This window comes from Streptococcus mitis (assembly GCF_003942695.1).
Lineage (GTDB): Bacteria > Bacillota > Bacilli > Lactobacillales > Streptococcaceae > Streptococcus > Streptococcus mitis_BD.
The window spans coordinates 200971-225926 of the sequence record NZ_RJNU01000002.1 but is presented as its reverse complement, the minus strand read 5'-3'; the positions used below and the strand labels follow the sequence as shown (position 1 = coordinate 225926).

The following is a 24956-nucleotide window of genomic DNA, read 5'->3' as shown; positions in this document are numbered from 1 at the left end:
CAGACTTCTCCAATTCAAAATGTACTTCATTTAGTATAGGTGTAGCCATAAATCATATTTTCTAAGTGGTTTATACATGATTACCCGTCAGGGAAAGCAAATATGCAAAATTTAGAAATTTTGATATAATAGAACTATCAAAAAGTAAAGGAACGATTGGTATGAAAGCAATCACAGCTCACAGCTCACAGCTCACAGCTCACAGCTCACAGCTCACAGCTCACAGCTCACAGCTCACAGCTCACAGCTCACAGCTCACAGCTCACAGCTCACAGCTCACAGCTCACAGCTCACAGCTCACAGCTCACAGCTCACAGCTCACAGCTCACAGCTCACAGCTCACAGCTCACAGCTCACAGCTCACAGCTCACAGCTCACAGCTCACGCTGATTATGTAATCAAGCGTATTTTTTGTCAAGCCCTAAAACAGACTTTTTCACATTTTTGTGAGAAGGTCTTTTCTGTTGTGTATGAAAGGGAAATTGCAAGATGAAACGTATTGATATTATAGAAAAAATAGGAAAAGATTACCTTGTTTCAAATATTGAAAATGAGGAATTTAGCTACCAAAAAGCACTGAAAGAAATAGGAAAAGATATTGCTGAGTATCAAAAAGAAAATTATAAGCGGAAATATAAGGATTTAGATATCCGATTTGAAAACAAAGATTTATCTATTCTTATAGAGACTAAAATAAAGTTCAATCAAAAGGACTATGAGCAGTTACAGGCATATGTTGACTATGAAAAGCAACTTACCAATAACTTTATAGTAGCCATCTTAGCTAATACTTCTAACGATGAAATTAAAGTATGGTTTGGTGATAGGTCTTTAGAAATTACAGATGAAACTCTATGTTTTGACGAGCGAAAGCTAAAGTCTTTTGAAGAGTATAAAGATACTTTTTTAGGGCATAATAATGATAAGTTAAAGGTTATGAAAAGTACATATAACCTTAATGAAATTTTGCATAATCTAGGAATTCAAGAAAAATTAAGAAGTCAGTTTGTTGGCACTTGCCTTTTGACATTAAAAAATGGTCTACAATTTGAAAACTTATCTACTAAAACTATTATTGCAGGCATTGAAGAGATTCTGGAAAATTTACTTGAAAAAGATATCAATAAAGCAGTGAAAATTGGTCTCATAAAAACTAATGTTTTATCTTCTCAAGATATTAGAACTCTTGAAAATAAATCTTTTCAGAAGTTGTTACATCGCATAGAAAAAGATATTTTGCCTTACATCAACGACAAAACTACGATGGGACAAGATATTTTAAATTTATTTTTTACAACATTCAACAAATATGTTGGGAAATCTGACAAAAATCAAGCTTTTACCCCAGATCATATTGTAAAATTTATGTGTGATATAGCAGGAATAAATCGACATACAAAAGTTCTAGACCCTTGTTGTGGAAGTGGTGCTTTTTTAGTGCGAGCAATGACTGATGCAATGGACGATTGTGATACAGAACAAGATAGAGATTATGTTAAAAAGAATAATATTTATGGCTTAGAATTTGATGATATAGCTTTTGGTTTAGCAACAACTAATATGTTATTGCATAGTGATGGGAACTCTAATATTTTGCAAGGTAGCTGTTTTGATTATTTAAATCAATTCGATATAACACAATCTAAAGAAAATACAAGTATAGATGTTGTTTTAATGAACCCTCCTTATAATGCTCAGAGGAAGCAAAGTAAAAAGGAATATGTAGAATCTTGGCCTTCTAAAACAAATGCAGACCCATCAAAAGGTTTTCACTTTGTATATGAGGTGGCAAAAATAGTTGGAACAGGGAAACTACTTGTGTTATTACCTACTTCGTGCGCTATCGGTGGGGAAAAACAAAAGGAAATAAACATTTTTAAAGAAAAAATGTTGTCTGAACATACATTAGATGCAGTCTTTTCTTTACCTGTTGATATGTTTCACCCTGGAGCTAATGCAACTGCTTGTTGTATGATATTTAATTTAGGTGTGAGACATTCTAAAGCGCTAAACAAGAAAACTTTTTTTGGATATTTCAAAAATGATGGTTTTGTAAAACGAAAAAACTTAGGTCGTGTTGAACGATTTGTTGACGGAAAGAGCCTATGGGAAGACATTTATAAGGAGTGGAAATACTTATATGTGAACAGAGTGGAGAAAACGGGGCTTTCTGTACTAAAAGAAGTTAGTTTCGAGGACGAATGGTTAGCTGAAGCTTATATGGAAACCGATTATTCAGAGCTATCTCATAGCGATTTTGAACGAAATATAAAAGAATTGTTTGCTTTTGAGGTGAAATATGGTTCGCCAAACCTTAGCGTTGAAAGCTCTAATAAAAAAACATTAGAATTAAACTCGTCAAATTGGTTACCATTTACTATTAAAGAAATTTTTGGTGATGTTCAACCAGCTAAGGGGGAAACTACTGATCAGTTAGAAGAAGGTTCAGATTTAGTATATATTGCAGCTAAAAAAGAGAACAATGGTGTAAAAGCAACTGTGGAATATGATAGTAGGTATTTATCGAAAGGTAATTCCGTTGTCTTTATAAATTTAGGTCAAGGTAGTGCAGGTTATGCAACATATCAGCCATATGATTTTATAGGTATGAAAGGAAAAATAAGTACTGGAACTTTTGACAAACTCAATCAATATATTGGTGTATTTTTAGTTACAATTTTAGATAAAGAAAGATTTAGATATTCTTTTGGACGAAGTTGGACTGGAGATAGATTATTACAAACTAAAATAAAGTTGCCTGTTGATGCCAATAACAATCCTGATTGGATTTTTATGGAGGAATATATAAAATCTCTTCCGTATGGAAATATGATTTAAATTTTAAAAAAAGAATCTCTAGATAGAGAGTTCTTTTTTTGATTATAAATTTTTCATCAGAATCACATCTTGTGGTTTACACAAACTGGTATATAGCTCCTCAAATTTCAAGTATTTGTTGGGGGGTATGCAATACTTTTCTTTATTCTTTTATAGATTGTTGGTGGTTAGTTAATAAAAGTTCTAAAAAATACTGTTAGGAATAAATCCTTAGCAGATTTTTTCAATATTATTTAATTATAAGGAACAGGAGTAATATCATTAGATAAATAAAGTGGATGATGAGGAGTTCCATTTTTATTTCGTTGTAAGCAAAAAAGATTTGGAACCATACCCATCAGATTCTTGTCTCTATTCAGCAACTTCGTTTGATTTCCCCAACATGCAATTACCAAATCAGATTCAGAAACATACTTTTGAATATAACTGTCATTTTCGGGGCCGACTGGATCTTCCACTCTTTTAAGCAAAGATGGGCCAGTACTTCTAAAAGCAAAGAGATTCACCATGATCAATTTACCATTTCCCCATCTTTTGGAGTAACCTATACATTTTCGAATAGTTTGATCATCCTTCTCCTCATCAGCTATCGAAGGATTTAACCCAATAAATACCACTGTTGGTTTTGTTTCATCCCAAATTCGTGTGAGAACATATCTATACTTTCTATCAGTTGATAAAATAGCACTCTTCTCCATATTTCTCCCATTTATTTCTTAATCTATTTTTTCCATTTTCAACTTCTAATTATTTCACTTTAAAAATAAGATTAAAGACAATCGCCAGCACATAAAGCGTAACCGGCACTGTTAATGCTTTAACTTTAAACTTTTTTTGATAAATACCAATTAAAGTAAAAAATAGAATGACACTTGCTACAACATATAACATATATTTCTCCTAATCTATACAAACCGAATCGACTCAATTGATTTTTTGTTGTTTCTTATCCAAAAGTCTTTCCTACATGCCCTCCATAGTAGTGTGAGATACTAACTTGGTGAGCCAGTGTGTTATAGTTACCAACCCAAAAGATGCTATCTTCGCCTTTTTTAGTGGACTTAACAATAAATTGAACCACATCCGATGATTTAGATTCATAAACTTCAATATCATCTACGTTTACATCATATCCATTTTGTTGGAATGACACTGCAAAGGACCTTATTTGAGCCTTATCGGCCATTTTTAAATGCTTCTCCATAGAAAAATCAATCTCTAAGATATTCGCTGTTTTACATTCTTTAATAACAATCTTAAAGGCCTCTTTCACTTCTTTTTCTATTTCTGGTTTTACTTTGTGACCAGGCATTTCAAGGGACGAAAGGGCGGTGTTATAGTTTTATCATCTGCGGGAGTCTCACCTACTTTTTCTGTACTTTGCACTTCGTTACTCTGAACAGATTGAGTTTGTTGTTTGGTTTCATTTTTGGTATTCATATATTTAGCATAAAATACTCCTGATACAGAGCCAGTAAGAATTACGCTAATAAAGAGCGCTGCTATTAAAAATAAACTTTTAAATTTTGCCATGATTATTCCTCCTTTTAATTTTTTGGCATATCAATTATGAAAAAAGTCAGCAAAGCAGGGGCAAGGAAACTTAACATTACAGAAAGAATAAATTCAACAATTGCCTTACCAAGTTCTTTAGTCGGTCCTGAAATAGAAATTCCTCCTTGCAATGTTAAAAAGAAATAGTCTTTATTAAACCAATATCCAGCAGATATAACTGCAAACAAAGCAAATCCAATCATCCACTTAAATAATAGTTCTACCTTAGAACTGTATTCCTTGTATTTCTTATCTTTTTTTGCTTTGATAAGAGCTTGCTTACGTTCCTCTTCCTCTCTATTCTTCTTGGCTTCTTTCCTAAAATACTCTTGTTTTATAAGTTCAACACGTTCTTCAGGAGGCAGTCCCTCATATTTATCTTTTTTAGGAGGGTTCTTTCTATAATCTTCAAAAATATCATAATCCATAGTTTTTTACTTTCTTTTTATAATCCTTAACTTCTCATAATCTTCCGACTACGATGCTCACTATTGAGAATAACCCACCAATGAATACAATAGGCATGATGATTGCAAGTCCAGCTAGAATAGGTAGGAGACTAATAATGCCATTAACAATCCACATTATAATCGAATAAATAGGAATGATAATCCCCGCCCCCAAGATGAGAGTTACAGGGATAAGGAATAGAAAGACACTTCCAAAAATACCAATCAATCTAAAAGCACGGCTATACACATTGTTTTCGCCTTCTAATCCAGATAAGAAATACACTGAAGAAAATAAACCTGTTAAACAACCAAAAATCAAGACAAAGTAGTTGACTTTCATGTCTAATTTCACTTTTAATGGTTCTGTTAAATCATTGACAAAAGAAATGATAGGAGTGCCTATTATTTGCCATAAAAAAATGTAAAATCCTAACTGTAAACCATTTATGATCGGATGTAACAATAGTGACTTTGTATAATCGATTAAAAATAAATAAATATTATTTGCCATTTAAATTTAGCTCCTTGTTATTCATATATTTTTATTTTACATAATTTCTGGTTTTCTAGCAAATTATTTTTCCCTCTAGCAAACTATGTAATTGTTTTGGAATAGATTTTCCCTTTTTTCTCATTTATGACTAAATCCACTTTGTAACAACCAGGACAAAACAATTGATTTTCATACTTAAATTTTGTCCCAGCTTTATCCTTTTGATATTCCTTTTGTAACTCATGAAGTTCTAGTCTCTCATGATTGTAAATACAGTATTGAAATTTATTTTTTGTAGACATAATAATTCTTTCTAGTTATCATCGATTAAATCTTGTTTTTAAAAATCTAAGATGTGTAGTTATCTAAAACCATTATCTATTTTTCTTAAACAACACAAAAATGCTCTAGACAATATGACTAGAGCGTTTTCTATATATCCGAATATCTAATTTATTTCACAAAAAATGTAGTCATTCGGTTGATTTTTATTGCAATACATTGAAATTTGAAAATTCAAGAATCGCCTTAAATCAAGGTTTTTTCGTTTCTACTGAAACGTAATGACCCTCTATTTAACTTCTTTTCAGGATAAATAACTTAGTCATTAATACAATAGCTCCTTACTCAAGGATACCAAGAGAGCAAAAAAGTCTAGATGAACTAGACTTTCTTAGCTTATTCTACTGTTACTGACTTAGCAAGGTTACGTGGTTTGTCCACATCAAGGCCACGGTGGAGTGTTGCAAAGTAAGCGACCAATTGCGTTGGTACAACCATTGAGATTGGTGAGAGGTAAGGGTGGACAGTCGTAAGAACGATATCGTCTGTCTCTTTAGCAACATTCTCTTCAGCGATAGTGAGAACCTTGGCACCACGGGCTGCGACCTCTTGGATATTTCCACGAGTATGGTTAGCAAGGACTGGATCTGACAAGAGGGCCAATACAGGTGTTCCTTCTTCAATCAATGCGATGGTTCCGTGCTTGAGTTCTCCTGCCGCAAAACCTTCACATTGAATGTAAGAAATCTCTTTGAGTTTGAGACTGGCTTCCATGGCTACATAGTAGTCTTGACCACGTCCGATGTAAAAGGCGTTGCGAGTTGTTTCAAGAAGCTCACGAACTTTAGCATCGATTGTTTCTTTTTCTGAAAGAGTTGATTCGATAGACTGAGCCACGATTGACAACTCATGAACCAGGTCAAAGTCTTGCGCTTTAGCATTGCCATTTGCTTCTCCGACTGCTTTTGCAAGAAATGCAAGGGCTGCGATTTGCGCTGTATAAGCTTTAGTTGAAGCCACTGCGATTTCAGGACCCGCGTGAAGGAGCATGGTATGGTTGGCTTCACGTGAAAGAGTTGATCCTGGCACGTTTGTTACAGTTAAGCTAGGGATTCCCATTTCGTTAGCCTTAACCAAAACCTGGCGGCTATCCGCTGTTTCACCAGACTGGCTGATAAAGATGAAGAGTGGTTTCTGGCTGAGAAGTGGCATACCGTAGCCCCACTCAGATGAAATTCCAAGTTCAACAGGTGTATCCGTCAATTCTTCCAGCATTTTCTTAGAAGCAAATCCTGCGTGGTAAGATGTCCCAGCTGCAAGGATGTAAATGCGATCTGCCTCTTGAATAGCCTTGATGATAGCTGGATCTACCACTACTTGACCAGTCTCATCTGTATAGGCTTGGATGAGTTTACGCATGACCGTTGGTTGCTCGTCAATTTCCTTGAGCATATAGTAAGGGTAAGTTCCCTTACCGATATCTGACAAATCAAGCTCAGCAGTGTAGCTAGCACGCTCACGACGATTGCCATCATAGTCTTGAACTTCTACGCTATCTGCCGTCACAATCACCAACTCTTGGTCATGGATTTCCATGTATTGGTTGGTCTCACGGATCATAGCCATAGCATCTGAGCAGACCATGTTATAGCCTTCCCCAAGACCAATCAAAAGTGGTGATTTATTTTTCGCCACATAGATAACATCTGGATTTTCAGAGTCAATCAAGGCAAAGGCATAAGAACCACGAATGATGTGAAGGGCTTTTTTGAAGGCTTCAAGAACTGAGAAACCATCTTCTTCAACAAATTTACCAATCAAGTGAACGGCGATTTCCGTATCTGTTTGCCCCTTGAAGTGGTGACCTGCAAGGTATTCTTCCTTGATCTCAAGGTAGTTTTCAATCACCCCATTGTGTACCAAGACAAAACGTCCTGTCTCAGAGCGATGTGGGTGAGCATTGTCCTCAGTTGGTTTCCCGTGAGTCGCCCAACGCGTATGTCCGATACCAGTCGTTCCCTCAACACCAGCTGTCTTAGCAGACAATTCAGCGATACGACCGACAGCTTTGACTAGATGATTTTCAGTACCACCTAGAACAAAAATCCCCGCAGAATCATAACCACGGTATTCGAGCTTTTCAAGCCCTTGAATCAAAATATCAGTTGCATTTGTGTTTCCAACAACACCAACAATTCCACACATAGTATATACGACACAGACCAGCTGTGCTTTCCCCTTAAATTGGTATAGTCTGATTTTCCTTTTACAGAACCAGCAAAGACAGTATATACTTGTTTTTCTCACTTGTCAAGCATAAAAATTGGTATAGCTTTTTAAAATGCCATCAGAGCAAGATTTCACTTGAGAACTGACAAGTAGGATTCGATTACTTATAATAGAGAGAGGAGGTAGTTACCATGTGGTTTTTCTTCGCACTTTTATCTGCTGTCTTTGCAGCCTTAACTTCTATTTTAGCCAAGATTGGGATTGAGGGAGTTCCGTCCAATCTAGCAACAGCCATTCGTACGGTCGTCGTCATCCTTATGGCTTGGGCCATGGTTTTCTTGACCAATAGTCAGACTGAGCTTGTCAACATCAGTAGAAAAAGTTGGCTCTTTCTCATCCTGTCTGGTTTGGCAACAGGCGCCTCCTGGCTCTCCTACTACAAGGCCTTGCAGATGGGCAATGCGACTGAGGTATCTGCTGTCGATAAATTCAGTCTCGTCATTACACTCGTTTTAGCCTTTTTCTTTCTACAGGATGTCCTGACGTTTAAAACAATCATTGGCTGTATACTGATTACGATTGGGACCTTGGTGATGATTTTGTAATCCTCTCCCCCTCCCTATATGACCTCCCCAAAAAAGTTAGATAGTTTTGGGGTGTTTTGTTACGTCTAAATTTATAAGTAGAGGAAATCAGCTTCAAGCGTCTAGCAAAAAGGAGAGAACCAAATTGGTTCCCTCCAAGATGTGGTTTTTCATCATCCCACTACACAGTTGACAAAAAACTAATTATCCCAAGTGGCTAACTTCGACTTGAAATTTTGCCTTTCCAAATCTGAATGTGGTAAACCGATGACTGACTTTTGACTAATCTAAGAGCATCATAGAATCAATAAACAATTTCTTTGTGAAATAACCATTTTTAATTAAGTAAGCTGTATATTTTGCTCTTGTGACCATTTGATCATACTCTTCTTCCGTACATTCCTGAACCACGCGGCTAGCTTCTTCCAAACTAGATACGACAAAGCCCAAACCTTTCTCACGGATATAGTCCACATTAGAAAGATAGTCTGGCACAACCACAGGAATACCTGCGGCCAGATAAGTTGTCAACTTATAAGAAACATTTTCTTTGTAGTAGTCACGCTCTTCCGCAGGATTTTCAGAATTTCCCCATACTAGGCCAAAGCCTCCTCCTTTAGACAACTCCAACAATAATTCCTGCTGAGTTCGCCACCCCTCAAGATGGACTTTGGAATAATCTACTCCCTCTGCTCTCGTAGCATAAACATGAAGGGGGGTACTGTGTTTCCAGTCAACAATATGTGGAAAACGAGATGGGTCTCCTGAGAAGATTAATTTTTTCTCAAACTTTGGAGTATAGAGTTCCAAACCATGGGGAAGATCCCAGAGTGTTTGAACAACGTAGTTCTTGACGGTTAATCCCTCTGAAACGAGTTTCTGGTACATTTGTTCGGATGGTACTACCACCACATCACATTTATTATACATGTCAATGTGGGCCTTCATAAGATAATAATTGCTCTCAAACATTAGTGGCTGAACGTCATGGATAAACATCACCATTTTCACATGAGAAAGTTTTAACTTTTCTATCAAGTGATTGTCCCATTCAACACTATTCCATGAAGGAGATTGGAAAAAAACGACATCTCCGTAAGATACCCCCGCGACAATCCCATCCATCCGCGAGTTCAGTTCTTCCCACGGTTCATGGCTTGCATCATAAAAATAGATCCCCAGCTCATTAACTCCAAACTCTCGAACAATTTTCATGACATTGTTCTGCGCCATTAAGGCCACACTCGTTGATGCTTGCCCAAATAAATTTGTGAAATGTACTTTCATTGTTTTCTAAATCCTCGTCTCAGTAATTTCTCTAAACATTGTATCATAATTTACGACTTTTCAAAAGCGTTTACATGCCAATTTTCAAGCTCAAGTTAGTTACTTGGGATAATTTCCCTAGGAGTCTTGTCTTCCAAGAACAATAAGGATAGCCTTAATAGACGTTTTTCTCACTCAATCTCACAAATTCGGTATCTTTGTTAGCTATGATAGATTGAATGAGTTGTTCCTGTTGAGTATATAATTTTTTGCATCTTTAGATTTCTCTGCTCATCTTGTGATGATTACAAACTCACATATAGAATTCTTATGCGATCAAGTCACTCACTTCTTTTTAGAGATTCAAGAAAGTGAGATTTTTCCATTTTTCTTGCCAATTTTTCTTGGACAAGCGCTCTTGATAGAGCTTCATTCGGTCTTCATTATCTAAGAAGTGAGGAGTTGGAGAAACTTGAAAGTTCAAAATATCCTCTAAACCATAGGGCGCGAAGAGCTCTAAAGTTGCATCAGCATGCAAGCGAAGCCCTATCGCCGTACAGCGCTCCGGATATTTACTCATGGCATCACGAGAACTCGTATAGGGCACAGTGTGGGGACTGTGCTGATGCATATAGACCTGATTTTTCAACTCCCACTGATACTGAGGGAAATCTTCTCTCAGCTTGTTCTCTAGGGATACTGTTTCCTCATAAGAAACGTCTGGATCAAAGAAAATCACATCCACATCCGTCTCCCGGTCAAAAAGCGATTTGTCTGACAAGAGATTCCAGATGAAATTCCTGACAGAACCTGCTGCCAACCACGAGTCTTTCAGACCAAGGTCACGAATGATGGTCAGAATAGTCATCATATCTGGATTTTCTCTAAAAACCTCTAAAATATCTTGCTCATTTTTCACTGTATTCATAGCCTAAATGCTCATATGCCTTAGCTGTGGCGACTCGTCCAGATCGTGTCCGCATGATAAAACCTTTTTGGATCAGGTAGGGTTCGTACATGTCTTCGACCGTTTCGCGCTCCTCGGCAATATTAACCGAAAGAGTTCCTAAACCGACAGGACCACCACCGTACATCTCAATCATGGTACGAAGGATTTTTTGGTCCACATAGTCCAAACCTTCATGGTCAACATCTAGCATGGTCAAGGCCTTATCCGTAATCACATCATCAATCAAGCCATCACCCATAATCTGTGCAAAGTCGCGCACGCGCTTGAGGAGACGATTTGCGATACGAGGAGTTCCACGACTGCGTAAGGCCAGCTCAACAGCTGCCTCATGAGTGATTTCCATCTCAAAAATATCTGCCGTTCGTTCAACAATTTCCGTCAAGTCAGCGTGGACATAGTATTCCATATGACCTGTAATCCCAAATCGTGCCCGCAGAGGATTTGAGAGCATCCCCGCACGTGTCGTAGCCCCAATCAAGGTAAATGGTGGCAAGTCCAAATGGACACTGCGACTGCCCTCTCCAGCCCCAATCATAATGTCAATGTAGAAGTCCTCCATGGCACTATAAAGCACCTCTTCCACCGACATGGGCAAGCGATGAATCTCGTCAATAAAGAGAACGTCTCCAGGCTCCAAATCATTCAAAATCGCTACCAAGTCACCCGCTTTTTCAATGACAGGACCTGACGTTTGCTTGAGATTGACCCCCAGTTCATTGGCAATAACAAAGGCCATGGTTGTTTTCCCGAGACCTGGAGGACCAAATAAAAGAACATGGTCCAGCGCCTCATCACGCATTTTAGCAGCTTCGATAAAGATTTGCAGCTGGTCCTTAACTTTATCCTGTCCGATATATTCGCGTAAGTATTGAGGACGGAGGGTACGTTCTACCAACTCCTCATCCCCCATTATCTCATTATCTAAAATTCTACTCATGCTTCTATTATAGCAAAAATCCAAGCCACAAACAAAAAAGCCACCTGATTGGGTGGCCTCTTTAGGGAGATTATTATGAAAAAGAAAGGGTACTCAATGAAAATCGAAATCAAACTAGGCAGATAGACGCAAGCATAACTATAGTTAGCTAAGTCGACTCTAACGAAGTATGGTGAGATTTTCGAAGAGTATTAGGAGGTCTTTATTTAATGATTATATGATACACAAGGAGACTTAAAATTCCCTTAATTTTTAAATCAATCACTAACAATTTTCTTTAACAGCTGTTTGACCTGCAATACGTCCAAAAGTAAAGATATCCGTAAGCGAATTTCCTCCTAGACGGTTACCTGCATGGAGTCCACCTGCGACTTCTCCGGCAGCATACAAACCAGGGATAATCTGACCGTTTTGATTCAAAACGTGTGTTGAAGTATCAATCTTGAGTCCACCCATTGTATGGTGAACGGCTGGTTTTCTCGGTGTTGCGTAAAATGGCGCAACCTCACACTTGAGATCGAAGCTACCTTTATTAAATTCAGGGTCAAAGCCTGCATCAACATAAGAATTGTACTTCTTGATTGTATCTGCTAACACCTCTGGATCCACACCAATCTGAACCGCCAACTCTTCTATCGTATCTGCACGATAGAGAGTACCTGCTTTGACTTGGGCATCGATTTTTTCTTGGCTAGTGTTGTAGGCTGTTGCCTTGATACGTTCATCTGCGATTAGATAGAACAAGCCTCCATTATCAATCGCCGCTTGAGATAGCTTGTCTCGGCTACCGTACTCATCTACAAAGCGCTTCCCTTCAGTATTTACCATGATGAAGTTAGCTGGAGGAACTTGAAGTCCTGAGAAGAGGGCACCTGTTACTGGATCGGATACTGGCATCATTTGACTAAAGCCCATACCCACCAAATCTGCACCTACACTTTGCCCTAAAAGAATACCATCTCCTGTTACAGCTGGTGTATTAGATGTGGCAATATCATCTGCAATTTCAGTCCAGTAGGTATTGTATTTTTGTAGCATCTTTGTATTGGCACCAAATCCTCCAGAAGCTAGAACAACGGCATCTGCATTGACAATGATGGTTTGACCATTTCGACCTTCTGCTCTGACACCCTTGACAGCCCCGTCTTTTACAAGCAATTCTTTAACTGGAGAATCTGTCAAAATCTTGCCACCATTTTCTAGAACATATTTTTGTAGGACAGATATAAAGGCATACCCCATTGGTTGAACCGGCTTATGGCCACGACGCCAAAGGGCTCCAACTGGCATTGTCACTTCACTACGAACAAATTCAACACCGATGTCTTCCAACCAACGAACAGACTCTAGGGCTCGTTCGGTTAATACAGAAACCAAATCGTATTGACCATGAATTTCATTTCCTTGTAAATCTTTCCGTTTTCCACCGATATAGGTTTGGATACGATAGAGCAAGGTAGAATCGAACAAATAGCTCGGGTCCTGCAAATACTGTTCAACCTCAACTTTCAAGGCTCTAAAGTCCTCTAGATATTCTGGATCAATCGTTGATTCATCTGTCGCAATCAATTCTTGAAGCGTATGAGCCTCACCTGGATGAGCTGCGAAGGTTCCTTGCCATGCTGGATCTGGTGCATTCATTGGACCACCTGCACGAACAGTATTTCCTCCAATTGCAGGAAATTTCTCAACAACAATCGGCTTCTTACCCGCTTGTAAGACTGCAGCCGTTGCAGCTAATCCAGCTCCTCCGCCTCCGACGATGACAACGTCTGCCTGATAGGTCTTATCTTCTTTATCTAAGGCAGATGGCGCTTTTGAACGCTTGCGTAAAACATCTGGATTTGCACCGGCTTGTTTGACTGCACGCGCAACTCCATCTAAAACACCATTTGAAGTCACAGAAGCTCCTGACACCGCATCAACATTTAAGGTTTGTCCCTCAATGATTTCTGCTGGAATACGGGTAAAGACGACATCTGCGATTCCTGAAGATTCTCCAGAAGAATCGATTTCGATTTTTTCAATACGGTCCTCAGAAACCGTGACATCCATCGGTAATTTACCATTATGGCCTTCAGTTGTAACATGGTAAGTCCCCGGTTCAAAGCGAACTTCTTCAGGAAGGTTTAGTTGGTTTGCAATAGATACAAAGCGAAGGAAGCGATAAAAACAACTATCTAGGAAATCAACGGTTCGCTCATCAATCAAATCTCCATTATCATCAAATGCTCGATGCGCTCGACCAAGTAAAAACTCACTACCTGGCATAACTGTTGCATTTACCCCAGGAGCATCCAAAATCTGACGAAGATGAAGTTGGGCACGCGAAGAACCTTGAATATCGTAGGAAGCTCCGACAATCATTGTCGGCTTTCCGTCTAGTGGATGAATGTTAAAAGACAACCACTCGAGCAAGCTATTCAAACTTGATGGAATCGTATGATTGTGCTCGGGTGTCGAGATAATGACACCATCAGCTTCTGAAATAACCTGATTAAACTTCTGAATAATAGGTGTATCTGTTTGATCATCCGTTTCATTAAACATCGGTACATCTGTTATTTCTAAAATCTCAATATCCGCTTTCTGAGCAAAATGTCTTTTCATAAATTGCAACAAACTACGGTTATAAGATTGTTTGGCATTAGTCCCAACAATAGCTACTAATTTCATGGATTGTTCTCCTTTCTTGAAATACTTATGCTTTCAACCATTCTTCCCAGATGAATGATTTCTTACGATTTGTATCTTCAGGTTTTACTAAAGCTTTTGTTAATTCAACAAAATTTTGAAACTCTGAAAAATGTTCTTCTAGTTCTGCAACCTTTTCAGGATTGTTCAAATGACACTCATCATCTAGGACTTGCTCAGAATGACCTAGAAAGAACTCTGTACCAGGCATAACTCTCGCTTTAAGCTCCGGCGCATCTAAAATCTGACGTAAATGTGCCTGCGCTCTAGATGTTCCTAGCAAGCCAAGAGAAGCTCCGACAATCATAGTTGGTTTGTTAACCAAAGCACGACTGGTATAAGCAATCCACTCTAAAGCAGAGGCCAAAGGTGCTGGTATTGTGTGATCGTACTCAGGGGTTGAAATAATCACACCATCTGTAGCAAGAATTTTTTCTGAAAAAGCTTGAACTTCAGCTGGCGCTTGCTTGTCCTCAGGTTCGTTAAATGCTGGCAATTGTTTGATTTCCAATACCTCAATGTCGGCTTTATCCGAAAAGTGCTTTTGCATAAATTTCAAGAGTTTCCGATTGGTCGAGCGATCTGAATTGGTTCCAACGATAGCAACTAGTTTCATCTTGGTACCCCTTTCATTTATTTAATCTACTTTCATTATACTACTTTAGAAAATCTTGTAAATCCTTGATAATAAAGACCGTGTTATTCTATCAGTTTATCGTACTTTAGTACAAGTTCGTGAAAAAATTAACAAAATATCTTCTTAAACTATTGACCGGCTTCCTTAACTATGATATAGTCTTGGTGAAAAAATATACATTTAAGGAGGATGTTTTTATGAAAGAGACATTCAATCGTTGGAGGATTTTAGTCGCGTCTACAGCCATTCTTCTTTGCACAGGTGCCGTCTATTCCTTTTCTGTTTTTGCCGGACCACTTAGCAGTTCAACAGGCTGGTCCATGTCTGATATTATGTTAGCATTTGCTATCAACTCTGCAATCGGCCCTATCCCCATGATTCTAGGAGGTTATTTAGTTGACAAAGGTTATGTAAAATGGACCATCGCCCTCGGCGCTCTCCTATTTGCTAGCGGATTTTACTTAACAGGCTATGCCAATTCACCAGCCATGCTTTATTTGACCTATGGATTAATGGCCGGGATTGGTCAAGGTTTTGCCTATTCAGGTGCCCTCTCCAATTCACTTCGTCTCTTCCCTGATAAACGTGGCTTAGCCTCTGGAATTCTGACAGGCGGCATGGGATTTGCCGCAGTCATCGCTTCTCCAGTCGCGAGCAATCTCATTCAACAACAAGATGCCTTCTTTGCTTTTCGTACCATTGGGCTAGTCTATATTGTTGTTATCATCTGTGCAATTTTCTTTATCAAGGCAGCTCCAAGCGGCTACCAACCAGAAGGCTGGAAAGCTCCTATCCCAACCAAGCAAGGAGCTACTAATAAAAACTGGAAACAAATGCTACGAAGTCCTCTGTTTTACATTATCATTAGCATGTTCTTTGTCGGCGCTTTTTCTGGATTGATGATTGCCTCTCAAGCATCACCAATCGGTCAATCAATGTTTGGACTCTCTGCTGGTACTGCAGCTCTCTATGTCTCTCTTTATTCAATCGCAAACTCTAGTGGTCGTTTTATCTGGGGATCACTTTCTGATAAAATTGGCCGTTCAAAGACCTTATTAATTATCTACTCTGTCATTGTCCTAGCTTTATTTTCCCTAACTATCGTCCCTGGTCAATTCGGGTTTACCTTAGGAATTATAGGACTTGGTATCTGCTTTGGTGGTGTTATGGGGGTCTTCCCATCTATCGTCATGGAAAATTACGGTCCTGCAAATCAAGGGGTCAACTACGGTATAGTCTTCACTGGATATTCTTTAGCAGCATTTTTCGCTCCCAAAGTCGCTGTTCAAATAGCAATGGCTAATAATGGAAATTATAGTGTAGCTTTTTATGTTGCTATTGCTTTGGCCTTCATTGGACTTATGCTTACTATTTTTTATATGAAAAAGAAAGCTTAAAGCCCGAAAACTTCCTAGATAAGGAAGTTTTTTTGGTATAATAAACGTAGTAATAGTATATTGGGAGGATTTACCATGGCAGACCGTTCACGTTTCTTACGAGATAACCCATCTGACTTCCCATATGATTTTGAAAAACAAATCCTATCCAAGCAATCTTCTAATACAATTTATCATTGGCATCCTAAATTCGAGATAATCTATGTCAAAAAAGGAACTGCTACCTTCTATATCAACTCTGAGCGCTTTGAAAGTCATGAAGGTGATATTTTCCTAATTCAGCCAACGTCTCCTCACGCTATCTACCCTATTGAAAATCAAGAACAAATTTCAACAATTTTTCGTATCCATTTAGATTTCCTAGGTAGAAGTCAAATTGACAGTTTTAGCCAACGCTATATCCAACCCCTCCACTCTGGTCACTTTTGCCTTACTCCTCAAATATCACCAGGCGATAAGGCCTATGATCAAATTCAATCCTGCCTTCTTTCCCTCTTTTCTATCCTTGAAGAAAAAGGCATATACTACGATCTACTCATAAAATCTAAACTATACGAATTGCTTCATCTTCTCTTTAAGTATCGATATGTCAATCGACACTATACAGATGATACCTACCAAAAATACCAAAAACTAAAAGAAGTGATTTGCTACCTTGAACAGCACTACTCAGAACCCATTCATATTGAGCAACTGGCTGCAACATTTGGATATAGTAAAAATCACTTTATGAGTATTTTCAAGCAACATACTGGAGCCAGTTGTATGGACTACCTTCTCCAGTTACGTCTTGAAAAATCCTGTGAGAAACTCGACCAAACCAACTTCAGTATTCAAGAAATTGCAAGCCAAGTCGGTTTCACCAACCTTTCAAACTTCAACCGTCAATTTAAGCAGCACTATCACTTAACACCTAGACAGTATCGAAATCAACAACTTAAAAAGAAAACATGATTCTTTCTCCTTAGTCTTTTCTAAGGAGTTTTTTCAAACAAAAAAGCCACCTGATTGGGTGGCCTCTTTAGGGAGATTATTATGAAAAAGAAAGGATTAGGATTTCATTAAATAAAGTTAGGAGGTCTTTATCTAATGACTATATGATACACGAGGAGACTTAAAATTACCTTAACTTTTTTCTGATTTATCATTTTTTTAGAAAAATTTTTTCCAAATGAAATTTCCTTTCTCAAGTCACAAAAAAGCCACCTGATTGGGTGACTTCTTTAGGAGATTATGATGAAAAAGAAAAGTTTAGGATTTCATTAAATAAAGGGTACTCAATGAAAATCGAAATCAGACTAGGCAGATAGACGCAAGCATAACTATAGTTAGCTAAGTCGACTCTAACGAAGGTTGATGAGATTTTCGAAGAGTATTAGGAGGTCTTTATTTAATGACTATATAATACACGAGGAGACTTAAACTTTACTTAAGAAAAATAATTATTTTTATTTTTTTCGATCGACCCAAATCATTCCTGTGCAATCGTAAGTAGATAAGGTTTCAAATCCCAGAGAACGATAGAATCCCAAGGTTTTTTCTGTCTGTTCGGTCACTAGTTGGACTTGATAGGCATCTTTGTAATCCTCTAAAGCTTTTTTCATTAAGGCACTGCCAATCCCTTGGCGCTGATAGCTAGGCAAAACGATCAAATCCTGGACAAAAACCGATGAAAAACCATCTCCGACCAAACGGACCAAGCCCACCACGGCACCGCCATCAAGTGCCAGATAAATCGCTAATGAGTAAGATAAGGCCTTCTCCAACATCTGGGGTTGATGTGTATAGTTTGTCCAACCGACTGCCTGATAGAGATGCAAAACATCATTTATATTTACTAATTCTTGCTTTCTAACGGTAATCATGTCAGCACCTCTTAGATTTCTCTCAAACTCTTGTACTGCCGTCCATTCTTGTCAAAATTTTCAGGAGCCAGCCATGCTTCCAAACGAGCTTTGACTTGAGGCCAATCCTTATCAATCATAGACAACCAATCCGTATCTCTAGTTCGCCCCTTATAAACGACAGCCTGGCGGAAGGTTCCTTCATAGACAAAGCCCAAACGTTCCGCAGCTCGTCTTGATGGCAAATTTAGAGCATCGCATTTCCACTCATAGCGACGATAGTTGAGTTTCTCAAAAACATAGCGAGCCAAGAGATACTGGGCTTCTGTTCCTATCCTCGTCCCCTTAAGTGCCGGTGAAAAGGTGACGGCACCCACTTCTATTACTCGGTTATTCTGATCAATTCGCATGAGAGAAAAAGTTCCCAAAGCCTTAGCAGTTGCCTTGTCTATAATCACGTAGTAAAAACGGTCCTTACGAGCCAACATCTGATTTAAGACGGTAACCAACTCCTCCATATCTGCCACTGGTTCCTGAAAGAGATAGGTCCACATCTCCCGAGGCGTATCTGAACCATAAACAGCTAATAAATCCTCCGCATGCTTTTCTACCGAAAGAGCCTCTATTCGAGCGTAGCGCCCTTCTAAGAAATCAATGGAAGGCAATTCACCTGGCGTATAACCTTCCATTGACTCACCAATTATCTGACCATATTCGTTTACTGGCATAGCTTTCTCCTTGTTTTACTTTTCAAACTTTATAGTTGCACATAGTATATCATACTTTCATGAAAAAATTCAAAAAATCCTCCAGAGTTCAGCTCTGGAGGATTCATTTCTTATTTAATAACGATATTAACGAGTTTGGTTGGCTTCAATAGTCCAGTGGACTATTGAAGGCGGCAGATAGAGCTAATAAACTCGTTATTTAACAACGATATTAACAAGCTTGTTAGGTACCGCAATCACTTTCACGATTTCCTTGCCGTCAATTTCTGCTTTGACTTTTTCATCAGCCAGAGCGATTTCTTGCAATTCTTCGCGTGACAGGTCTTTAGCGACCATCAATTTGGCACGGACTTTTCCTTTGATTTGGACAACGATTTCGATTTCGTCTTCAACCAATTTGCTTTCGTCCCAAGTTGGCCAAGCTACATAAGAGATGGACTCACCTGTTGCAGCAACAGTTTGCCAGAGTTCTTCTGCCAAGTGAGGTGCAAATGGGGCAATCAATTGGATAAAGCCTTTGGCATAGTCCACGTAGAGTTTGTCTTCCTTATTAGCAGCGTTGACAAAGACCATAAGTTGGGCAATGGCTGTGTTGAATTTCATGGATTCGATTTGCTCAGTAACAGATTTAACGGTTTCGTTATAAACCTTGTCAAGAGCACCATTGTTTTCCGTAGCGATTTCTTTACTTGTAATCAAACGGTAAACACGGTCTAGGAATTTACGGCTTCCTTCCAAGCCTTCTTCAGACCAAGCGATGGAAGCGTCAAGTGGCCCCATGAACATTTCATAAACACGAAGGGTATCGGCACCGTATTGTTCCACTACGTCGTCTGGGTTAACAACGTTCTTGAGCGATTTAGACATCTTAGCTGGCGCTTGCTCCAACTCTTCTCCTGTTTCCACATGGAAGAAAGAACCGTCACGTTTTTCAACCCTATCAGTCGCTACAAGAGCTCCACGGTGGTCACGGTAGCTTGTTCCCAAAATCATTCCTTGGTTAAAGAGTTTTTGGAATGGTTCCTTAGTCGGAACAACACCGAGGTCATAGAGGAATTTATGCCAGAAACGAGCGTAAAGCAAGTGAAGTACAGCGTGCTCCGCACCACCCACGTAGAGATCCACTGGCAACCATTGTTTGAGGAGATCCTCGTCGGCCAATTTTTCTGTGTTGTGTGGGTCGATATAGCGGAGATAGTACCAACTTGAACCTGCCCATTGTGGCATAGTGTTTGTTTCACGACGACCTTTGACACCATCTTCACGCGTCACTTCAAGCCAGTCGGTCAAGTTAGCCAATGGGCTTTCCCCAGTACCTGAAGGACGGATATCCTTGGTGACTGGCAAGACAAGTGGGAGTTCACTTTCAGGAACAGCTGTTGAAGTCCCATCTTCCCAATGAATGATTGGGATTGGCTCACCCCAGTAACGTTGACGGCTAAAGAGCCAGTCGCGGAGACGGTAGGTAACCTTCTCTTGTCCACAACCCTTCTCTTCCAACCAAGCCACAATTTTAGCAATAGCGTCTTCTTTGTTAAGGCCATCTAGGAAGTCTGAATTGACATGAAGACCATCTTCAGTATAGGCAGCTTCTTCAACGTTCCCACCTTCAAGCACTTCTACGATTGGAAGGTCAAATTGTTTGGCAAATTCCCAGTCACGTTGGTCGTGGGCTGGCACAGCCATGACAGCGCCTGTTCCATAGCTAGCAAGAACATAGTCCGCAATCCAGATCGGAACTTCCTTGCCATTGACAGGGTTGATAGCATAAGCTCCAGTCCAAACACCGGTTTTTTCCTTGGCAAGGTCGGTACGAGCCAAGTCAGACTTGAGACTAGCTTGGTGTTTGTAGTCTGCTACAGCCTCTGCTTGCTCTGGACTTGTAATCGCGTCAACCAAGTCATGCTCAGGAGCCAAGACTGTGAAAGTCGCACCGAAAAGAGTGTCAGGACGAGTAGTAAAGACTGTGAATTCCTTGTCTGTTCCTTTTACTTTAAAGGTTACATTGGCACCAGTTGATTTACCAATCCAGTTACGTTGCATGTCCTTGATAGACTCTGGCCAATCAAGTTCATCCAAGTCATTGAGCAAGCGCTCCGCATAGGCAGTGATTTTAAGCATCCATTGGCGCATCGGTTTGCGGACAACTGGATAACCCCCACGCTCAGATGTTCCATCTGGAAGGACTTCTTCATTGGCAATGGCTGTTCCTAGTTCCTCAACCCAGTTTACTGGTACTTCCGCTTCATAGGCCAAACCTTTTTCGTAAAGCTTGGTGAAGATCCACTGAGTCCATTTGTAGTAGTTTGGATCTGTTGTGTTGACTTCACGGTCCCAGTCGTAAGAGAATCCAAGCGCATTGATTTGACGTTTGAAGTTAGCAATGTTTTCTGCTGTGAATTCCGCTGGGTCATTCCCTGTGTCCATAGCGTACTGCTCAGCTGGCAAACCAAAGGCATCCCATCCCATTGGGTGAAGGACGTTGTATCCTTGCGCACGTTTGTAACGGCTGAGGATATCGGTTGCTGTATAACCTTCTGGGTGTCCTACGTGCAATCCAGCTCCTGAAGGATATGGGAACATATCGAGAGCATAAAACTTCGGTTTTGATGCATCTGTTCCTGTCTTAAATGTATGATGTTGAGCCCAGTAGCCCTGCCACTTAGGCTCAATTTCTTTATGATTGTAAAAACTCATGGTCTCTCTCCAATTTTATGATGTTACTATTATACCATTTTTAGGGGAATTTGAAAGACGAGAAATGTTCTTTTAGACTTGGATAACAAGAAATACTGAGTCGCAAATCCACCTTATTTAACAGGAAAAAAATTAGCCCCTAATCGGAGCTAACTTCTATCAATTTTTTATTTCTTCCATCTTCTCACGTCCGAGCTCTCGATAACTACGGTCACCAACAACCTCAACGCTAAACTGACCGTCCTCATATTCAAGAATCGTCACGCTACCATTATCGAGACCATGCGGATGCATACCATTAATCAAATAAACAATGGTCCCAATGGTCATTCCATGGCTTACGACAAGAGCATTGCCCCCACCTTGTTCTTCCATTTCTTTGGCAATCGCTTCAAAGCCTTCCTTGATTCGACCACTGAGTTTTTCCCAACCTTCTGCCCAGCCAGCTGTATCAACCTCTACCAAGCCTTCTGCTAGTTCCGCATAGGACAACTGATGAACATGTTCTACATTGAAAATTCTCGGAATCAACCCCATAAAGAGGTCCCCATCATAGGCCCCATCAAAACTACCAAAACACCACTCACGGATTCGCTTGTCCATGCGGTAAGGGATTTTCCCCTGCAAGCCAAGTTCTTCCAGGATAATTCCCATGGTTTGAATGGTGCGCCCTGAATCACTGGAATAGGCGCGATCAAACTGCAAACCAGACTCTCTCAAGCCAATTCCCAGTTCATGGATTCCCAACTCACCTTCTGCGGTTAGAGGCGTATCACTCCATCCTTGAGCACGTCCAATCGTGTTAAACATCGTTTTACCATGACGGACCAAGTACAATCTTACTTTAGACATTTTCTATCCTCCATTTTCTTCTATTATATCATGGAACAAAGAAATATTCGGCTTTCAACAGTAAAGTCCGCTCTCGTAATTTCCCACAAGAAAAGCTACCCTAACGGTAGCTTTCCTAGGAGATTATTATGAAAAAGTTTAGGATTCTAATTAAATAAAGTTAGGAGATCTTTATTTAATGATTATAGTATACACAGTCATCCTTAAACCCAACTTAAATCCTCTCTCTCTTTTATTAATTTTTAAAACTATGGATAGGAGCAGGAATTTGACCTCCACGAGAAATGAAATCGACAGACGAAGCCCCGTTGACTTTCATAACTGGAGCTGTTCCTAGCAAGCCACCAAACTCAATCATATCGCCTTCTTTGCCCTTTGGAATGATACGGACGGCCGTTGTCTTCATGTTAATGACACCGATTGCTGCCTCATCCGCAATCATAGCTGCTATGGTTTCAGCAGGCGTATCTTCTGGAATAGCAATCATATCCAGTCCAACAGAACAGATAGCCGTCATGGCTTCTAGCTTTTCTAAATTCAGAGAGCCATTTTGCACCGCAGCAATCATACCCTCATCTTCAGATACAGGAATAAAAGCCCCTGATAAGCCACCGACCTGGTTACAAGCCATAACACCACCTCTCTTGACCTGATCGTTCAAGAGAGCCAGTGCAGCAGTTGTCCCGTGTGTTCCAACTGTTTCTAGCCCCATTTCCTCAAGGACACGTGCCACAGAATCACCAACCGCAGGGGTAGGTGCCAAACTTAGGTCGACAATTCCAAAGTCAACACCAAGTCTCTCGCTAGCCATCTGACCAACTAATTGACCGATACGAGTAATCTTGAAGGCTGTTTTCTTGACTGTTTCCGCTACTACATCAAAGCTCTGTCCACGAACTTTTTCTAAGGCACGCTTGACAACTCCCGGACCAGAAACACCGACATTGATGATAACATCTGCTTCACCGACACCGTGGAAGGCTCCCGCCATAAAAGGATTATCCTCAACAGCATTAGCAAATACGACCAACTTGGCCGCACCCATATCTGATAGCGTAGCTGTTTCCTTGATGATGCGTCCCATATCTGCAACCGCAGTCATGTTGATGCCTGACTTGGTTGAGCCGATATTGACGGACGAACAAACCTTGTCTGTCTCAGCTAGAGCGCGGGGGATAGAATTGATGAGAATCTCATCTCCTTTTTGATAACCCTTTTGTACCAAGGCAGAAAAACCACCAATAAAGTCAACGCCAATCTCCTTGGCAGCCTTGTCGAGAGCCTTAGCCAAAACAACATAGTCCGTCGCATCAGTCGCTGCTCCAATCAATGAAATCGGAGTCACCGATACTCGTTTATTGACAATAGGAATACCTAGTTCTGCAGCAATTTCATCTCCTACAGCCACTAGATTTGCAGCTTTAGTAGTGATTTTTTGGTAAATCTTTTCAGCAGCACGTTCGATGTCGGAATCAATACAGTCCAAAAGGGAAATGCCCATGGTAATGGTTCTGATATCGAAGTTCTGCTCCTCAATCATGGCAATGGTTTCCGTAACTTGTCTAATATCCATGATAACCTCCTAGATATTGTACATAGCATCAAAAATCGCCGCACTTTGAATATTGATTTTGACATTCAAGGTCTGACCGAAAGTTTCAAACTCATTTCGAAGATAAGTGAAATCCTGTTTTTCGTCACTAGAAACGACCGCCATCATAGTAAAGTATTCATCCAACACAGTCTGAGAAATATCGTCAATATTCAAACCCAACTCTGCAATCTTCGTAGACACGCCTGCAACAATACCAGCCTTATCCTTGCCAACCACTGTAATAATAGCCTTCATTCTTATACCCCATTTCTACAATTTTTAGAAAACCTGAACATTTTTGATTTTCTTTTTCCCTAGTATAGCATATTTCCATAGAAAATACTAAAAAACGCCTGCTTACGAAGTTGTTCTTAAACAAAAAACAATTTCGTAAACAAGCGTCTACCCTATCAAATGATGATGAGTGTTCCCGCTAGGACCGAAGTCCCAGCGGTAGACCAGAGCTAGACTAAGAGCACAAGACTCCATCATCATAACACTCAACAAAATTGATGATTTTATACTAATTCGATGATCGCCATTGGCGCAGCATCACCACGACGTGGTTCAGTTTTAAGGATACGAGTGTATCCACCGTTACGTTCAGCATAACGAGGTGCGATTTCTGAGAACAATTTTTGAAGTGCTGTAGTAGAAGTGTACTTATCAGTTGCTTCATCATAGTTTTCAGATGCGATTTCATTACGTACGAAAGCAGCTGCTTGACGACGTGCATGCAAATCACCACGTTTACCTAGAGTAATCATTTTTTCAACAGTTTTACGGATTTCTTTAGCACGAGCTTCAGTTGTCACGATTGATTCGTTGATCAAAAGGTCAGTTGTCAAATCGCGAAGCATTGCTTTACGTTGTGAGCTAGTGCGTCCTAGTTTACGGTAAGCCATGTA

At 39.8% G+C, this 24956-nt stretch carries 23 protein-coding genes; 4 read left to right on the top strand and 19 right to left on the bottom strand.

Going from position 1 to position 24956, the window contains the following annotated elements:
• Nucleotides 1-489 precede the first annotated feature (489 nt).
• A complete protein-coding gene (locus tag D8852_RS02355) occupies nucleotides 490-2838 on the top strand; it encodes an N-6 DNA methylase (protein WP_125425084.1) in 2349 nt (782 codons plus the stop codon).
• Between the two features lie 233 nt (nucleotides 2839-3071).
• Here D8852_RS02355 and D8852_RS02350 read toward each other — a convergent pair whose 3' ends face one another.
• The 7 genes from D8852_RS02350 to glmS all read right to left on the bottom strand — a co-directional run bounded on the left by D8852_RS02350 (nucleotide 3072) and on the right by glmS (nucleotide 7824).
• Nucleotides 3072-3536, bottom strand: coding sequence for a DUF1643 domain-containing protein (locus D8852_RS02350; protein ID WP_061418309.1), 465 nt, complete (start codon nucleotides 3534-3536; stop codon nucleotides 3072-3074).
• A gap of 49 nt (nucleotides 3537-3585) precedes the next feature.
• Complete coding sequence (locus D8852_RS10005; protein WP_155718853.1) at nucleotides 3586-3729, bottom strand: hypothetical protein; 144 nt, start codon at nucleotides 3727-3729, stop codon at nucleotides 3586-3588.
• Nucleotides 3730-3784: 55 nt separating this feature from the next.
• Complete coding sequence (locus D8852_RS02345) at nucleotides 3785-4150, bottom strand: hypothetical protein (RefSeq protein WP_061418311.1); 366 nt, start codon at nucleotides 4148-4150, stop codon at nucleotides 3785-3787.
• Complete coding sequence (locus D8852_RS02340; RefSeq protein ID WP_061418314.1) at nucleotides 4132-4371, bottom strand: hypothetical protein; 240 nt, start codon at nucleotides 4369-4371, stop codon at nucleotides 4132-4134. The genes D8852_RS02345 and D8852_RS02340 overlap by 19 nt, the downstream gene beginning before the upstream one ends.
• A gap of 14 nt (nucleotides 4372-4385) precedes the next feature.
• Nucleotides 4386-4820, bottom strand: coding sequence for a hypothetical protein (locus tag D8852_RS02335; RefSeq protein WP_061418317.1), 435 nt, complete (start codon nucleotides 4818-4820; stop codon nucleotides 4386-4388).
• A 34-nt stretch (nucleotides 4821-4854) separates the two neighbouring features.
• Nucleotides 4855-5355, bottom strand: coding sequence for a hypothetical protein (locus D8852_RS02330; protein WP_061418320.1), 501 nt, complete (start codon nucleotides 5353-5355; stop codon nucleotides 4855-4857).
• Between the two features lie 660 nt (nucleotides 5356-6015).
• Nucleotides 6016-7824, bottom strand: coding sequence for a glutamine--fructose-6-phosphate transaminase (isomerizing) (gene glmS / locus D8852_RS02320; protein ID WP_125425032.1), 1809 nt, complete (start codon nucleotides 7822-7824; stop codon nucleotides 6016-6018).
• A gap of 215 nt (nucleotides 7825-8039) precedes the next feature.
• On the opposite strand from glmS, the gene D8852_RS02315 reads away from it, so the two are divergent.
• A complete protein-coding gene (locus D8852_RS02315; protein WP_084945738.1) occupies nucleotides 8040-8453 on the top strand; it encodes an EamA family transporter in 414 nt (137 codons plus the stop codon).
• Between the two features lie 261 nt (nucleotides 8454-8714).
• Here D8852_RS02315 and D8852_RS02310 read toward each other — a convergent pair whose 3' ends face one another.
• From D8852_RS02310 to D8852_RS02290, 5 genes are all read right to left on the bottom strand, one after another.
• Nucleotides 8715-9719 carry a sugar transferase gene (locus D8852_RS02310; protein WP_125425031.1) on the bottom strand — a complete coding sequence of 335 codons (1005 nt, stop codon included), beginning with the start codon at nucleotides 9717-9719 and terminating at the stop codon, nucleotides 8715-8717.
• Nucleotides 9720-10053: 334 nt separating this feature from the next.
• Complete coding sequence (locus tag D8852_RS02305; RefSeq protein WP_125425030.1) at nucleotides 10054-10626, bottom strand: nucleotidyltransferase family protein; 573 nt, start codon at nucleotides 10624-10626, stop codon at nucleotides 10054-10056.
• Nucleotides 10607-11605, bottom strand: a complete 999-nt coding sequence (ruvB, locus tag D8852_RS02300; RefSeq protein ID WP_125425029.1) for a Holliday junction branch migration DNA helicase RuvB — start codon at nucleotides 11603-11605, stop codon at nucleotides 10607-10609. The genes D8852_RS02305 and ruvB overlap by 20 nt, the downstream gene beginning before the upstream one ends.
• A gap of 264 nt (nucleotides 11606-11869) precedes the next feature.
• Nucleotides 11870-14281, bottom strand: a complete 2412-nt coding sequence (locus tag D8852_RS02295; protein ID WP_125425028.1) for a flavocytochrome c — start codon at nucleotides 14279-14281, stop codon at nucleotides 11870-11872.
• 25 nt (nucleotides 14282-14306) lie between these two features.
• On the bottom strand, nucleotides 14307-14915 hold the full coding sequence (locus D8852_RS02290; protein ID WP_125425027.1) for an NADPH-dependent FMN reductase: 609 nt from the start codon (nucleotides 14913-14915) through the stop codon (nucleotides 14307-14309).
• Nucleotides 14916-15133: 218 nt separating this feature from the next.
• On the opposite strand from D8852_RS02290, the gene D8852_RS02285 reads away from it, so the two are divergent.
• Together D8852_RS02285 and D8852_RS02280 are read left to right on the top strand one after the other, a co-directional pair.
• Nucleotides 15134-16333 (top strand): OFA family MFS transporter, encoded by a 1200-nt coding sequence (locus D8852_RS02285; RefSeq protein ID WP_125425026.1) that lies wholly within the window; start codon nucleotides 15134-15136, stop codon nucleotides 16331-16333.
• A gap of 75 nt (nucleotides 16334-16408) precedes the next feature.
• The gene (locus tag D8852_RS02280; protein WP_125425025.1) at nucleotides 16409-17287 is read left to right on the top strand and encodes an AraC family transcriptional regulator; all 879 of its coding nucleotides are present in this window, start codon (nucleotides 16409-16411) and stop codon (nucleotides 17285-17287) included.
• Between the two features lie 494 nt (nucleotides 17288-17781).
• Here D8852_RS02280 and D8852_RS02275 read toward each other — a convergent pair whose 3' ends face one another.
• The 7 genes from D8852_RS02275 to rplQ form a co-directional block, all read right to left on the bottom strand.
• Nucleotides 17782-18198, bottom strand: a complete 417-nt coding sequence (locus D8852_RS02275) for a GNAT family N-acetyltransferase (RefSeq protein WP_125425024.1) — start codon at nucleotides 18196-18198, stop codon at nucleotides 17782-17784.
• 11 nt (nucleotides 18199-18209) lie between these two features.
• A complete protein-coding gene (locus tag D8852_RS02270) occupies nucleotides 18210-18905 on the bottom strand; it encodes a GNAT family N-acetyltransferase (protein ID WP_125425023.1) in 696 nt (231 codons plus the stop codon).
• A 195-nt stretch (nucleotides 18906-19100) separates the two neighbouring features.
• Nucleotides 19101-21602, bottom strand: coding sequence for a leucine--tRNA ligase (gene leuS, locus D8852_RS02265; RefSeq protein ID WP_125425022.1), 2502 nt, complete (start codon nucleotides 21600-21602; stop codon nucleotides 19101-19103).
• 159 nt (nucleotides 21603-21761) lie between these two features.
• Nucleotides 21762-22454 carry a histidine phosphatase family protein gene (locus tag D8852_RS02260; protein WP_125425021.1) on the bottom strand — a complete coding sequence of 231 codons (693 nt, stop codon included), beginning with the start codon at nucleotides 22452-22454 and terminating at the stop codon, nucleotides 21762-21764.
• Between the two features lie 235 nt (nucleotides 22455-22689).
• Nucleotides 22690-24027 (bottom strand): PFL family protein, encoded by a 1338-nt coding sequence (locus D8852_RS02255; RefSeq protein WP_125425020.1) that lies wholly within the window; start codon nucleotides 24025-24027, stop codon nucleotides 22690-22692.
• Nucleotides 24028-24036: 9 nt separating this feature from the next.
• Nucleotides 24037-24303 carry an ACT domain-containing protein gene (locus tag D8852_RS02250; protein ID WP_000644111.1) on the bottom strand — a complete coding sequence of 89 codons (267 nt, stop codon included), beginning with the start codon at nucleotides 24301-24303 and terminating at the stop codon, nucleotides 24037-24039.
• A gap of 263 nt (nucleotides 24304-24566) precedes the next feature.
• The gene (rplQ, locus tag D8852_RS02245; protein WP_000331493.1) at nucleotides 24567-24953 is read right to left on the bottom strand and encodes a 50S ribosomal protein L17; all 387 of its coding nucleotides are present in this window, start codon (nucleotides 24951-24953) and stop codon (nucleotides 24567-24569) included.
• Between the last annotated feature and the right edge of the window lie 3 nt (nucleotides 24954-24956).